This is a genomic window from Ferdinandcohnia sp. GQ5 (genome assembly GCF_059759275.1).
The window spans coordinates 148384-162966 of record NZ_JCAXEW010000009.1 but is presented as its reverse complement, the minus strand read 5'-3'; the positions used below and the strand labels follow the sequence as shown (position 1 = coordinate 162966).

Annotated in this window: 7 protein-coding genes and 1 riboswitch; of the genes, 1 reads left to right on the top strand and 6 read right to left on the bottom strand. The window is 37.5% G+C overall.

Translation table 11 applies throughout. The features are described 5' to 3' along the window. From AC6CHV_RS12985 to AC6CHV_RS12975, 3 genes are all read right to left on the bottom strand, one after another. Nucleotides 1-1044 (bottom strand): ribonucleotide-diphosphate reductase subunit beta, encoded by a 1044-nt coding sequence (locus tag AC6CHV_RS12985; RefSeq protein ID WP_341332406.1) that lies wholly within the window; start codon nt 1042-1044, stop codon nt 1-3. Between the two features lie 14 nt (nt 1045-1058). Then, the gene (locus tag AC6CHV_RS12980) at nt 1059-3347 is read right to left on the bottom strand and encodes a ribonucleoside-diphosphate reductase subunit alpha (RefSeq protein WP_341332407.1); all 2289 of its coding nucleotides are present in this window, start codon (nt 3345-3347) and stop codon (nt 1059-1061) included. Between the two features lie 143 nt (nt 3348-3490). After that, a riboswitch (cobalamin riboswitch) is annotated at nt 3491-3688 on the bottom strand. A 97-nt stretch (nt 3689-3785) separates the two neighbouring features. After that, entirely contained in the window at nt 3786-4295 is a 510-nt protein-coding gene (locus AC6CHV_RS12975; protein WP_498079015.1) for a GNAT family N-acetyltransferase, read from the bottom strand. 157 nt (nt 4296-4452) lie between these two features. On the opposite strand from AC6CHV_RS12975, the gene AC6CHV_RS12970 reads away from it, so the two are divergent. Beyond that, the gene (locus AC6CHV_RS12970; RefSeq protein ID WP_498079014.1) at nt 4453-4863 is read left to right on the top strand and encodes a VOC family protein; all 411 of its coding nucleotides are present in this window, start codon (nt 4453-4455) and stop codon (nt 4861-4863) included. 34 nt (nt 4864-4897) lie between these two features. On the opposite strand, the gene AC6CHV_RS12965 is transcribed toward AC6CHV_RS12970, so the two are convergent. The 3 genes from AC6CHV_RS12965 to AC6CHV_RS12955 all read right to left on the bottom strand — a co-directional run bounded on the left by AC6CHV_RS12965 (nt 4898) and on the right by AC6CHV_RS12955 (nt 14251). Next, complete coding sequence (locus tag AC6CHV_RS12965; RefSeq protein WP_341332410.1) at nt 4898-5437, bottom strand: GNAT family N-acetyltransferase; 540 nt, start codon at nt 5435-5437, stop codon at nt 4898-4900. A gap of 139 nt (nt 5438-5576) precedes the next feature. Continuing rightward, the gene (locus AC6CHV_RS12960; RefSeq protein ID WP_498079013.1) at nt 5577-12461 is read right to left on the bottom strand and encodes a 5'-nucleotidase C-terminal domain-containing protein; all 6885 of its coding nucleotides are present in this window, start codon (nt 12459-12461) and stop codon (nt 5577-5579) included. Between the two features lie 287 nt (nt 12462-12748). Then, on the bottom strand, nt 12749-14251 hold the full coding sequence (locus AC6CHV_RS12955; protein WP_498079012.1) for a long-chain-fatty-acid--CoA ligase: 1503 nt from the start codon (nt 14249-14251) through the stop codon (nt 12749-12751). Nucleotides 14252-14583: the final 332 nt, after the last annotated feature.

Genomic DNA, 14583 nt, shown 5'->3' with positions numbered 1-14583 from the left:
TTATAGCTCATCAAATCCATTGGATTGGGATACTTTTGTATAGGTTCGTGATTTTTGCTCGAAGAAGTCAGATTTGGTGTCATTCATCATCTCATCACTAAATACTTGAATCCATGGCATTGGGTTTTCTTTTTCATCATACATATTTTGAAACCCTAGTTGGCGGAAGCGTTTGTTCGCAAGATACTCGACATACTCTTCAAACTCACGTAAATCGATTCCATCAATGTCTTTTAAGATATAGCGTGCCCACTCTTTTTCAAGCTCTACTGCCTGTCCAATTGACTTATAAACGTAATCTTTATTTTCTTCAGTATTCAATTCTGGGTTCTCAGATAAGAGAATCCGAACAAATTGCGCAATAAAATAGGCATGCTGCATTTCATCTCTTTGAATATAGCTAATCATCGTACTAGTCTTAAGCATTTTTTGTTGTCTTGCCAGATTATAGAAAAAGGCAAAACCTGCATAAAAATAGATGCCTTCTAGATTAATCGAATTAACCGCTAACTTAAATAAGTTTTCCGGAGTTGGCTGTTCCCTAAAACCTTCGTAAGCCTCTAGAATAAGTTGATTTCTTTTTCGAACAATTGGGTCCTCTTTCGCCTGATTAAAACGCTTATTTTGTTCTTGAAATGGTACAAGCGAGCTCAGAATATAAGAATATGATTCATTATGGACCGCTTCCTGTTGCGAAATTACTGCAAATATGGCTTTAAAACTAGAATCCGTCACATAATCCATGACCTGATTCATTGTTGGTGTTTGCAAACTATCTAATGATGCAAGTTGCGTGTTGATTCGTAAAAACACATCCTTTTCAATAGAACTTAGTTGGTCCCATTGTTTGATGTCATCCTGCATATTGATTTCTTGTGCTTTCCAAAAATTCGAAAGCAAGGTTTGATAGAGTGTATACATTTGTGGATACGCGATATCGTTCCAATTCAATATTCCCGAAGTTTCCCCATTAATGATTCCTGTTGATTTATTCGGAAACTCTGGATTAAACAATTTTATTTTTGTTAATGGCTGACTACTCATCAACTTATTCCCCCTTAACTATGGCATAGTTCACATTCTTCAATTTCTGCTTGTGACGTGCTTCTCACATAATATGTTGTCTTAAGTCCATGTCTCCATGCTTCTAAATGAAGCTGCAAAAGGTCCTTTGCTTTAATGTCATGTCTTACATACAGGTTGAAGCTAATTCCCTGGTCGATATGACGTTGGCGTGCAGCATTTTGTCTAATGCTCCAAATCTGATCGACCTCATGACGTGCTTTCCGATAAAACTCATATGTCTTATGATTGATATCTGGTGCGGTAACTTTAAACTTAAAATTCTTTTTTTCCTCCGCATATTCAGCCGCATAAATGGGGTCAATTCCATCTGTGGAACCTCCAATTTTAGCTGTCGATGAATTTGGCGCCACAGCCATTAGCCAGCCATTGCGTATTCCATGTTTAGATACATTTTCTCGTAACATATTCCATCTGTCGGACAAATACTTTCTGCGGGTAAAATAGGTGCCGGTTTCCCATTCAGAACCATTATATTCACTATAGGCTCCTTTTTCCTTTGCAAGCTCCATCGATGATTTGATCGCATGATAAGCAATTTCTTCATATAGTTCATCAGCATATTGAACAGCCTCATCTGATTCCCAGTAAATTCCCTTTACTGCTAAAAGATGATGCCACCCAAATGTACCTAAGCCCACCGCCCGAAACTTCTTATTTGTGAGATCAGCTTGTTTAACGGATATCGTATTCAAATCGACAACATTATCAAGCATCCTAACCTGAATTCGAATTAAACGTTCAAGTACCTCGTCCCCAATAGCTCTTGGTAGATTGACAGATGAGAGATTACAAACCACAAATTTACCTGGTTTTCGAATGATCACAATATTTCCTTCATCGTCAATATACTCCTTCGTAATCGCAGTTGCGGACATGTTTTGTGCGATTTCTGTACATAAATTACTACAGAAAATCGAAGTACGTCCTGTTCCTAGAAGGTGCTTGTTTGGATTCTGGCGATTTACTTCATCACGATAAAACATATATGGTGTACCTGTTTCTAGTTGAGCAATCATGATCCTTGCCATGACATCCATCGCACGATAGGATTTCCGTGGTAAAAGTGGATGGTTCACAGCTTCCAAGTATTTTTCGGTAAAGTATTTATTATCATGTTCATCGTAAAAGTCCTCGAGCCCTAATGGATTTCCTTGCTCATCTCTCCAGCCCATGATTTGCTTTACTTCATGTGGACAAAAAGTTTGCCATTCCCCAATACTTCTGCCGTTTTCATCTACCTCTTGCAGCTTTTCCATAAACAAATCAGGTACCGAAACCCCCGTAAAGATGTCGTGAGCTTTACGACGTTCATCTCCATTATTTGTCTTTAAATCTAGAAAACCATTCATAATATCTTTGTGGAAGAGATCTAAATAGATGGCGATTGCTCCTTGTCGTTGTCCTAATTGATCAACACTTACTGCTGTATCATTGATAAGGCGAATCCAAGGAACGATTCCGGATGAATTTCCTTTGAATTTCTTTATGTCAGACCCTAACGCGCGAACCTTGCCATAGTATACGCCAATTCCACCACCATCTTTTGATAATCTAGCAATATCCCAATTGTTTAAATAAATTCCATCAAGTGAGTCCTCAACAGTATCAATGAAACAAGAGGACAACTGGCCAAAGCTTTTACCTGCATTTGATAGAGTTGGTGTGGCGACTGTCATATATAAATTACTTAATGCCCAATAGGCTTCTTTCACGTAAGTAAGTCGAACCTCCCTTTCCTCATGCTCCATTAATGTCATTGCAATTATCATGAATCGCTCCTGTGGAAGTTCGTAAATATTTCTTTCATAATCCCTTGCAAGATACCGATCCGCTAATAAAAATAAACCGATGTATGTAAACAAATGATCTTTATCTGGATCAATTACATCTCCTAGTTCAAGTATCTCTTCCTTAGAATAGGAGTTTAATAATTCATCAGAATATATTCCTTTTGATGTAAGTTCCTGTAGCAACTCATACAAACTTCCGTATTTTAGAGCCCTGTTGTAATTTCGATTCGTTGCAGCTTTTTCATACAGTTCATTTAAATAGAGATTAGCCGCTAAATATGTCCAGTTGGGTTGATCCATGGCAATTTTGTTTAAGGAATAAAAAAGTGCATGCTGGTTCGCTTCAACTGTATTAAAATTTATTTCCTGCAGTTTGTTTCGAATTTCGGTAGTGTCAAGCTGGTAGGTACTTTCTGCATATTCAAGCGAGTGTAAAATGGAATCCAATTCCCCTTGTGTTGTATTATTCATCTATTTCTCTCCCTTAACAATTTATTCGTTAAAATAAAAAATCCGCCCAATTCAATTGAGCGGATGAAACGATAACATCAAGAGAGCACAAGAGTTGCTCTACCTGTCGCCACCGTTTCATCTTCCCAATCCCCGAAGAAGGTGAAACATCTTAAGAAAAGACAGGTCTCCTGACTCATGCGTCGCTCTACTTTGAACCCTTCCCATATAAGTACCTTTATTTAAGTTATCTTATACAGTGGTCTGTTCATTTCGTCAGCATTTACAGTTGCGGGGGCAGTTCTGGATTTTCACCAGATTCCCTTTTAAGCACAAATGGCATCTTTTCCCCAAGGCTAAACACAATATGTAGTTGTTAACATTCAAATTCTATCAATATATACTATCACATTTAATAATAAGGGACACCTATTATTTTAGCAAGGCAAAAATTGACAATTATTTCTCGAGAAATAATACCATGAGCTCTTCATCCCGATATTGTCCATTGTATTTAATGCCCTTTTTATCTACAGCAAATGTTTGAAAACCTAGTTTTTTGTACAATTCTTTAGCTGGTTTATTCTCCGCATCTACTGTTAAATATATCTGCTCGATTTCAGGGAGATTTACTGCCATTTTAATAGCTTCATTTAGCAATGCATTTGCAATTCCCTTGCCTCTTTTTTCATCATCAACATACATCGCCACAATATTAGCCCTATGTCTTATTTTTCGCCGTGTTTCCCTGACTAAGGTTACCATACCCACTAAATGTTCTCCTTCGAATGCCCCAAACGTTATTATTTCTTCAGATTGAAAACTTTTCTTGTACTCTCCTATTGGGTTATCTTTATTTTTTGCTTCATCATACGTAACTAAAAATGCATCAGGGTCAGTTGTTAGAGCTTGTAATCGCAACCTAAAATAGCTTTCAGCATCCTCTGGCATTAGTCTTCTGATAAACAAAACGCACCTCCGAAAAGAACATTTGTTCTTGTATTTTGTATTATATTTAATTATAATGATTCATGAGGAAAAAATATACAATCGTGTATGATTTCTTTAGTAAATAGAAAACATAGTGTAGGGCAACTTGCTGATATTAAAAAGGAGTGTTTTGTGAATGAAAGGACAAGCGACACCTTATTTAATGTTTAATGGGAATGCGAAAGAAGCCTTGGAATATTATCAGGAAATATTTAAGGGCGAAATATTGGATGTTCAAACATATGCTCAGGCAGGCTATGAAACTCAGGATTGGGCTAATGACCGACTTATTCATGGTAAGTTCAAAAAGAACGAACTCTTACTAATGGTATCAGATGACTCTCCCGACCAAAGTGTATCCTTTGGAAACAATATCTCTTTAGTTTTGGAATTTGAAAGTGAAGAGGAAATTACGAAAACCTACAATGACGTAAAGCAAAAAGGCACTGTGTTCATGGAATTACAGGATACTTTTTGGGGGGCAAAATATGCAAAAGTAAAGGACCAATTCGGGATTATTTGGGACTTAAACTATGAAATGAAGTAGATTAAATTCCCCTAGCTTCTAGGGGAATTATTTTTTATTTCTTCCATTCATGTTTTAGCAGCCCATAAAAGTACATATCAAATCGCTTCCCGTCACGCTCTAGAAATTCTCTTGAGGTGCCTTCTCTAACAAATCCCAACTTTTCATATAAGGCGATGGCCCTCTCATTATACTGAAAAACGGTTAATTGGATTCTATGAAGATTTAACTCTTTGAAAGCAAAATCCAACACGAGTTGCATGGCTTCGTATCCAAGCCCTCGATTACGGTTTCCTTCTCCACCAATTGCGATTGCAAGCCAAGCATTTCGATGTGGCCAAATAATGCTGTCAATGTCCACAAATCCAACTAATTTCTCTGTCTCCAATTCTTTAATCCCAAAAACAAACTCCTTCTCGTTTTTCTGCTCAACCCACTCTTTAAAAGCAGAAGGATGTTTAGGGAAAGATGGTAAAGTATCTAGATTTCTAAGAAACTCTTGGTCCTCATACCAACTTACAATAATCGGTACATCATCTTCTTTAATTCTGACAAGCTGAACCTTTTTTCCTCTTAACAAGCTGTACGTAATCATTCGAATAACTCCCTTATTTTACTAATAAAGTAATTCAACAATTTTTGTAAAAATCCTTTAGAAATATTTATTAGGTCATTTAAATAAAAGAGAGAAAAACACTATGTTTTTCTCTCTTTACTAGCTTGTTGACAGTCTATTAAGCTGTTTTTCTTCTGTTTACATAGAGGATACCAACAGCTATAAGGATTAACACGAGACCGATAACTAACAAGTTGGTGGAATTCGTTGCTGTAATCGGAAGCTTTTTGCCACCATTGGCATTCTTACCACCAGATTCTGATGTCGTTGAGTCATTCGTATTATTATCTTTTTCATCAGTTTCTGGAGTTTCCTTAGAATCCTTAACCTCTAGTACACCAAATGTACTGAAGTGATCGGTAGTGGCTGTAATTTTACCATCTTTAAAGTCGCCACCCACCAATTCCCATTTCTTACTTTCTGGATTCCAATAGAAGACCTTCACTTTTTTCGGATCATCCACCGATTTAGGGTCAACCGAAAAAGTCATTGTGACTTTTTCGTTAAACTTGTGATAGCCCTTACCCTCAGATTTGATTGTAAAATCATAGGCAACTATAGCATCCTTACGGTTGTCCTTCTGTACTTTAATTTCCGTTTCACTATCAGGTAAGATAGAAGAAGGAATTTGAAGGTCAACCACGCCATTTGAGATGACTAATGTTGCATTTGCTGCTTTAAGTTTCTCAATGGCCTCAGGGCTCAATGATACAAAAATTGTGTTTTTCTTAGCAGGGACTTCAACTCTAACAATAGCTCCATCGTTTAGATCACCCAAATCATCTTCTGATACTACATATTTATTTCCTCTTTCGACTTCTGGAGTAACAACAATAATTTGAGGTTCTTCCGGTTCTTCTTCACCCGGTGTAGTAGTAATATCAACGATTCTACCTTCAACCTCAGTTGGGATTCCCTCGCTGCCAATGCTTACTAAGTGATCACGGAAGTTTTCCCAATCAGAAAGTCCTAAATCTGTTACACGGCCTTCTTCATATGCTTTTGCAAATACATCATAACCATCTCCACCTTTAGCTGTGAAGGCATTTGTTGCTACGATATATGTTGTATTTTCATCAACTGCTACAAAGTTACCTTTAGCATCTTTAATGTAAACTTCAACTACACGTTGGCCAGCTGGTTTTGTAGAATCGAATTCTACCTTTCCTCCAGCGACATGAAGGAAACCACCATTCTCATCCGGGTACTTACTAACAGAAATTTCGAACGCTTCTTTAAGCTCAGCACCTGTTACTTCCATCGTAGCTAACGTGTTACCAAATGGAAGAACTGTGATCACTTCACCTACTGTGATTGGTCCTTCATTTATTGCTGCACGAATGCCACCGCCGTTTTGTAAAGCCATCACTACATTTTTTCCAGTAAACTCTTTTGCATTTTTTAGCATTCCATCTGTAATTAAGTTTCCTAAGATTGTTTCGTTTTTACGTACACTTGGTTTTTTATTATCACCATTTGTACGTGGGTTTGCTAATTCTATAGGAGTTGATACTCCGATTTCCTCTTGTGCTACTTTGTCCACTTGCTCTTTGAATGGTGCTAACACTTTTGCTGCTTCAGGATCAGCCTCTTGATCACCGATTGAAATTAATTCCCCCGCATGTTCAATTACTACACCATTTTCATTAAATACTACATCTAGCACGCCTAAGTTACTATTCGCATTACCTGTTTGAACGATTAAAGTAGGTGTATCATCTTTTGCCACAACAGATGGGACATCCAAAGCTGTATGACTATGCCCACCTACAATGACGTCAATGCCTTCTACTTGTTCAGCTAAGATTAAGTCGTTATCTACGGCAGCATTATCATCATAACCAATATGTGTTAATGCAATAATCTTGTTAACACCTTCTGCTTCAAAAGCTTCAACAGCCTTTTCAGCCTCTTGTAGGTAGTTTTCAAATGCGATGGAACCTGGGCTTGAGATATCGACAGTTTCTTCGGTTGTTAATCCGAAGATACCCACTTTCTCACCGTTTACTTCTTTGATGATTCCATTGTAAATTTGTCCATTATTAATATCTGATGCGATAGAATCATTGAAAATTCCATCGAAGTTTGCATCCTTCGAGAAATCAACATTGGCACTTACAAATGGGAACTGAGCTCCCTTAATAAATTCAACTAATTTTTGATGTCCTTCCGATGAAGAACCTAAGTCAAATTCGTGGTTACCAAAGGTCATTGCATCGAATCCCATTAAATTCATCATGGCTAAATCTGCTTTTCCTAGGAACTCATTAAAATACAAGGTTCCTGTAAAAGCATCTCCGGCATGAAGAATTAGTGCACTCGGATCCTTAACTCTTTGCTCTTTCACTGCAGTTACCGTTTTAGGCATGTTGTCTAAAGAAGCATGTGTATCGTTAGTATGCATTACCTTTAATTTAAATTGACCTTCTACATCAACGATTCTGCCTTCAACCTCAGTTGGAATTCCCTCGCTACCAAGACTTACTAAATGGTCACGGAAGTTCTCCCAATCAGAAAGTCCTAGGTCAGTTACGCGACCTTCTTCATAAGCTTTTGCAAATACGTCATAACCGTCACCACCTTTAGCTGTGAAGGCATTCGTTGCAATAGTATACAATTTATCGTCTTGTACTTCTACATACTCACCATTTTCGTTCAGGTATGATACTGATACCACACGTTCATGTTCTGGCTTAGTAGAGTCAAACTTAACTTTTCCGCCAGCAAGATGTAAGAATCCACCATTTTCTCCAGGATACTTGCTCACTGAGATTTCAAATGCCTCTTTTAATTCAGCACCTGTAACATCCATTGTAGCTAACGTATTACCAAATGGTAGAACTGTGATTACTTCACCAGTTGTGATTGGACCAGCATCGATAGCAGCACGGATACCACCGCCATTTTGTAAAGCCATTATTACATCTTTACCAGTGAATGATTTTGCTTTTTCAAGCATACCATCTGTAATTAAGTTTCCTAAGATTGTTTCATTTTTACGTACACTAAGTTTTGTATCATCACCATTTGTACGCGGATTTTCTAATTCAATAGGAGTTGATACTCCGATTTCTGTATTAGCTACCTCTTCAACTTTTGTCCTGAATGGTGCTAATACGGCCTGAGCTTCTTCGTCAGGATCTTGCTCTTTAATTTCAATTAATTTACCATTATGTGCCTCTATTACACCGTTTTCATCGAATTCAACGTTTAGCAAACCTAAGTTACTATTCGCATTACCTGTTTGAACGATTACGGTAGGTGTTCCATCTTTTGCAACAATGACTGGTTCAGCCAATGCTGTATGGCTATGTCCACCAACAATAACGTCAATGCCTTCTACTTGTTCAGCTAGGATTAAGTCGTTATCTACAGCAGCATTGTCGTCATAACCAATATGAGTTAATGCAATAATCTTGTTAACACCTTGTTCTTCGAAAGCTATTACAGCCTTTTCAGCCTCTTCAAGATAGTTTTCAAATGCGATGGAACCTGGGCTTGAGATATCGACAGTTTCTTCAGTTGTTAATCCGAAGATACCCACTTTCTCACCGTTTACTTCTTTGATGATTCCGTTGTAAATTTGTCCGTTATCAATATCAGTTGCGATAGAATCATTGAAAATCCCATCAAATTTAGCATCCTTCGAGAAATCAACATTAGCACTTACAAATGGGAACTGAGCTCCCCTGATAAATTCAACTAATTTTTGATGTCCTTCACTTGAAGAACCTAAGTCAAATTCGTGGTTACCGAAGGTCATTGCATCAAAGTCCATTAAATTCATCATGGCTAAATCTGCTTTTCCTAGGAACTCATTAAAATACAAGGTTCCTGTAAAAGCATCCCCTGCATGAAGGAGTAGCGAATCAGGATTTTCTGCTCTTATTTCCTTCACTGCAGTTACCGTTTTTGGCATGTTGTCTAAGGAAGCATGAACATCATTTGTGTGCATGATCGTTAAGTCATAATTTTCTTTTAGATCAACTTGAACCATTACCGGGTCATGGTCACTCGCACGCCCCGCCATATCTGTAAAATCTGAATTAATGTGTAAAATATCAATTTCAGTACTAGCCACTAAGTTATTTGATACCACAATGTGGTCTAGAACCTGTGAATTACCTTGGAACAGATATGTGTAACGATCACTTTGTTCAACATGGTTAATCATGTTGGTCATTAAGTCGCCTTCAAGAATTTTTAGAGACTCAGCGAATTGGTAATCATTAAAATCACCAACTGATACAATATTTGCATCCGGGTTATCAACTTTGATTTCCTCGATAAAGTCATAAACAATATTTGCAATTTGTTTACGCTGGACTTCACTGCCATATACCGGCGGTTGTGTTGAACCGAACAATGGAGTGTCGCCAGATTTGGAGTTCCAGTGGTTTACAATAACCACTACATCTTCACCATTGAAGGTAAATTGCGCTGCTAATGGTTTACGACTGTTTTCAAATGCTGTATTTGTAGGATCAATTCGTCCAGGGTTATGAGTTAATTTACCATCTTCATAACCAACAGCTGTTGTTGCATCACCGGTTGGAATCCCTTCTGGTAAAGAAACACGTTCTGGATTGTATAGGAATCCAACACGGATGTTTGCATTTGGTGCTCCACCATCTTGATTATTAACTGGGTCAATATTTAAATATTGATATTCAGGACCGCCAGCCGCAACAATGGCTTGAATTAAACGCTCATAACTTTCGTTAGCAGTTGAATCCCCTGCACTCTGTCCATTGTTATCTTGAACCTCAGTTACCCCGATGATATCAGGACTCTTCATGTCTTGAACAAAAGCTCTTGCTAATTTTCGAGCTTTATCATCCGATGTTTCTTTCGTATTATTTGAGAAGTTTTCTAGATTATAAGAAGAAATGGTAAGCTTATCGTCTTCTTTAACAATCGTTGTTGTCTCAGGTTCTGAATTACCTTCAACATGCTTTGCTTGCATGTCTTCTAAATCGACATAAATCTTAAAATTTTGGAAACCGTAGTTTACTACACCTGTGATTGGCCCAGTAAATTTGTCCCCGGTTGCTACCTCGAAATCTCTAGCAGCATTGTTATCATACATTTTGAATTGGATGCGATCCGGATTCGCATTGTCTTCTGTTAGTAATACTCCACCATGGATTGTATCCGTCTTTCGATTTTCTAAAACAGTAATTAAATCTCCGTGTTCTTGAGGTGCAACAGCTTTAACTGTTCCAACTTCAACAAGCATTCCTTCTATACTTTCCCAGAAATCAATTGCATCTTCTTCTGGGTCAAACTCTCCGAAACTATCATTATCAATAACTTGATTTGGTAGGTTTTCGCTCGTAATTTCTACTGGAGCAGGAAGTTCTACATTGTTTTCAATTACTTCTATCACACCACCGCGGTCATCTCTAGCATTGATTTGTGTTACGGCTAAATCGGTTTTGTTTGCATCACTATAACCGTCGATATGATATTCATCAACTGTACCTGTCACACGAACTAAATTACCTACTTTTACATCTGCTTTATTGCCTGTGTATACGACAATACCCTCAGATGTCTTTGAATTGTCATCGGTTTGGTCATCTGGTGTTTGCATATGAAAGTAGTTGCCGCCTTTAATACTATAAATATACGTTACGATACCCTCGACGTCATTTACCACTACACCATCTAACGGTGAAGTATGAGATTCACCTTGAATCTCGTGTATTTTAATGTCTGCTGCATCATAGACGGTATAAGTAAATTCTGTTACTTCACTTGTTGTTAAACCTTCTTTTACAGCAATAGCTTTAATAATCACATCTTCATTAACCGTAATTGGTTCACTATATTTTTTACCATTTTCAACCGTTGGATCAGAACCGTCTGTTGTATAGTAAATTTCTGCACCTGAAGTTGAAGTAGATAATGTTACTTGAGTCCCTGCAGAAATTGTACCCGATGGTTGAGATGCTCTAACTGGCTGAACTTTTGATGAATCTACTACGATATCTGCTTGTCCTCGAGGAATGATTTGATAATCTTGATCAAATTGTTGAACAATACCTGTGATCGATTCGTATGTAGTTCCAATAGATAACTCTAAAGTACCATTTTCATCACGAATTAAAAATTCTGTACCATCTTCGGCTTTAGCTGTGAAATTTGCCCAGCCACTACCTTTATTCACATCGATTAATTCTACATTTTTTACGAGGGCTAATTTAGATTCGTTTTCTTCATTAATTTTAGCTCCTGCTAATTCAACTGGGGATGGTACACCTTTATCTTCTGTTTTTTCAATTAATTTTGCAGAATCTAATTGTAACAGTCCTCTGTACTCTTGTAATGAACCACTCACAGTAATTTCATCACCAAGTTGAACATCTAACGAGGTTGGACGAACTGCAATTGCAGCTGTTTCATCTTGAATATGAATTGTATTTTTTAATAATGCAGTTACTGTACCTTTGATTGCTGCTTGACCAGTACTTTGGGTGCGTGCTTCAGCAATTGTAATTACGGTTGGTTGTTCTGGTTCTGGTTGTGGTTCACCAGGATTTGTATCCTCCTCAAGTTCATAAGAAGTTGCGCTTTTTAAACCCGGAACGCTAAAATATGCTTCTAGGCTCCCTGTAATCGCCACTTTTCTTTGAAAATTTTCTGGATGATCTACTAAGTTTAATCCTGTTCGAACATCACCTTTTGGTAACTGTACAGGTAAAATCTTAGCAGGATCCGTTTCGTTTGGATCATCAGCTAAACCAAGATTTGTATTAATATCGAATGGACTAACTTGGTCGTAGCTTGTTCCACTCTTAGCAGTGCCAACAATATATCCTTGTACTGTAGCTTTGCCAGTATTATTTGCAATTGCATCTGCTACAGTTTTATAGGATGTTTGTTCCACAGTTGCTTCTGCTGCACTTACAACAGGAGCAAAGTTTAATAGAGTAGTAGGCACTATTAAACTAAAAACGAATAATAATGACAGTAATTTTCTCACTATGCCTTTTTTCACAGTTTTCTCCCCTCACTTAGTAAATTAGTAGAATATGGTACGCCTACAGAATACTGGGAAAGGGGTATTTGGTCAATAAAATTTACGAAAATTAAACAAAAGTATTACAAAATATTTGCATAATACACGAACAATAGGTAAATAGTCGTAGTCTAATGTTAATGTAATTACCCTAGATATTCATACAACACAAAAACGACTACAAATGAAAATAGTAGTCGTTTTTTTAATACATATAGTCCTCTGATAAGTTGAATGCACATGGTTAACTCGAATCTTATTTTTCATTAACCAACTATATTTTTATATGTCTTTTGCAAATGGTTTTTATCAATTTTTCCAACATGTGTTTTAGGAATCTCCTCTACAAAGATAAACTCTTTTGGCACCTTATATTTACCTATCTTTTCTTGACAGAACACTGTCAATTCAGTCTTTGAAACGTGTTGTTCTGGCATTAAAGAGACCACAGCAATCACCATCTCTCCCCATTTTTGATGGGGTACACCAATAACAGCAACCTCGTTAATTGCTGGGTGTTTACTGATGCACTGTTCAACCTCAAGTGGGTATACATTTTCTCCACCTGTGATAATCATTTCTTTCTTGCGGCCCACAATATAGTGATAGCCTTCAGCATCACATCTCGCTAAATCCCCTGTGTGCAACCAACCGTCATTGTAGACTTCCTTTGTTGCATCTGGATTATTCCAGTAATGATGGAATACATGTTTTCCACGAATCAAAAGCTCTCCAACTTCACCAGCCTTTGCCACATGTCCTTCAGCTGTCATAATCTTCACTTCATTGAAAAACATGGCCTTTCCAACAGACCCTCTTCGAAACCTTGATATTTTTGGATCAATAAAGAAATTATTTGGCCCTGCCTCTGTTAAACCATAGCCTTCTTTAAAAGATAATCCCTTCTCTTCAAATGCCTGATAAATTTCAAGTGGGCATGGCGCACCTCCCGATAGAAAAGTATGCATGGTTGGAAATGTCACATGTTTGAAGGAAGGGGTGTTCACCATCATATGATACATCGTTGGAACGAGTAAAACGATTGTACATCCTTCTTGATTAATAATTTGAATGGCGCGTTTGGGCTCAAAGTTTTTTGCAATTACAACCTTGCCTCCCATCATTAAAATTGGAATGGATAACGCATTAAGACCTCCTGTATGGAACATTGGCATATATGTTAATGTCACATCTTCTGCTGACAAATTCCAGCTCACAATTGTATTTATCCCGTTCCACAAAATAGATTGATGAGAAAGGACAACTCCTTTTGGTTTTCCTGTTGTTCCACCTGTATAAATAATCGCCAATGGATCTTCTTCTAGAATGCACTCCTCTTGGTCAATCGAAGTACTAACTACATTGAAAATCCGATGATACTCCTCAGAATCAATTTTTATGTTTTTCCTAGTTTTATGTCCTTTTAATAATTCCTCAAATTGGCTTGAAAATGCAACCAGTTTTGGTGACGAATTTGAAAGTATATACTTGATCTCTTCACTTGATAAGCGCCAATTTAGCGGTACAAAGATTGCCCCAATTTTTCCACATGCAAATAACAAATCGAAATAACTGACATCATTCGGAGATAGTAGTGCTACACGATCTCCCTTCTTGATTCCAATTGTTCTAAAAAAGCAAGCGATACTTTCCGCACGTTTATTTAGTTCCTGAAAGGTAAATCGGCTGCCAGTTTCTCCATCCACGACAGCAATCGAATCAGGTGATAGTCGAGCCCGATTTGCAATCCAATCCAGTTCCCACCTCACAACTATCTCTCCTTACGTCTTCTTAATTCTATTCTTACTATAGAAAACAGGAGTTACATAGAAGTTACATGAGGATAGTGAAGAGTTTAGGTTTAAATAGAAAGTCCAATTTGGTTATTTTTCTTCGGGTTGTTCGCTTGGTTTGAGAAATTCACTTTCGGTGTGGGCTTCATTAACGGATGAGTTACCAGCTTGTTATGTTTATTATTGAATAAGACGCTTTTTCTGAAAAAGGCCTTACCATTTTGTAGATTCCTTAAAGGAAAGGGGTTACAGGGACATTCATTCGATTATTCCCTTTGATTTGACCGTGAACAAGGCTCTCAGAGACA

What these genes read in the sequence shown, in the direction of transcription:
- AC6CHV_RS12985 (WP_341332406.1), bottom strand. Translation starts at nt 1,044, where the DNA reads ATGAGTAGTCAGCCATTAACAAAAATAAAATTGTTTAATCCAGAGTTT.
- AC6CHV_RS12980 (WP_341332407.1), bottom strand. Translation starts at nt 3,347, where the DNA reads ATGAATAATACAACACAAGGGGAATTGGATTCCATTTTACACTCGCTT.
- AC6CHV_RS12970 (WP_498079014.1), top strand. Translation starts at nt 4,453, where the DNA reads ATGAAAGGACAAGCGACACCTTATTTAATGTTTAATGGGAATGCGAAA.
- AC6CHV_RS12965 (WP_341332410.1), bottom strand. Translation starts at nt 5,437, where the DNA reads ATGATTACGTACAGCTTGTTAAGAGGAAAAAAGGTTCAGCTTGTCAGA.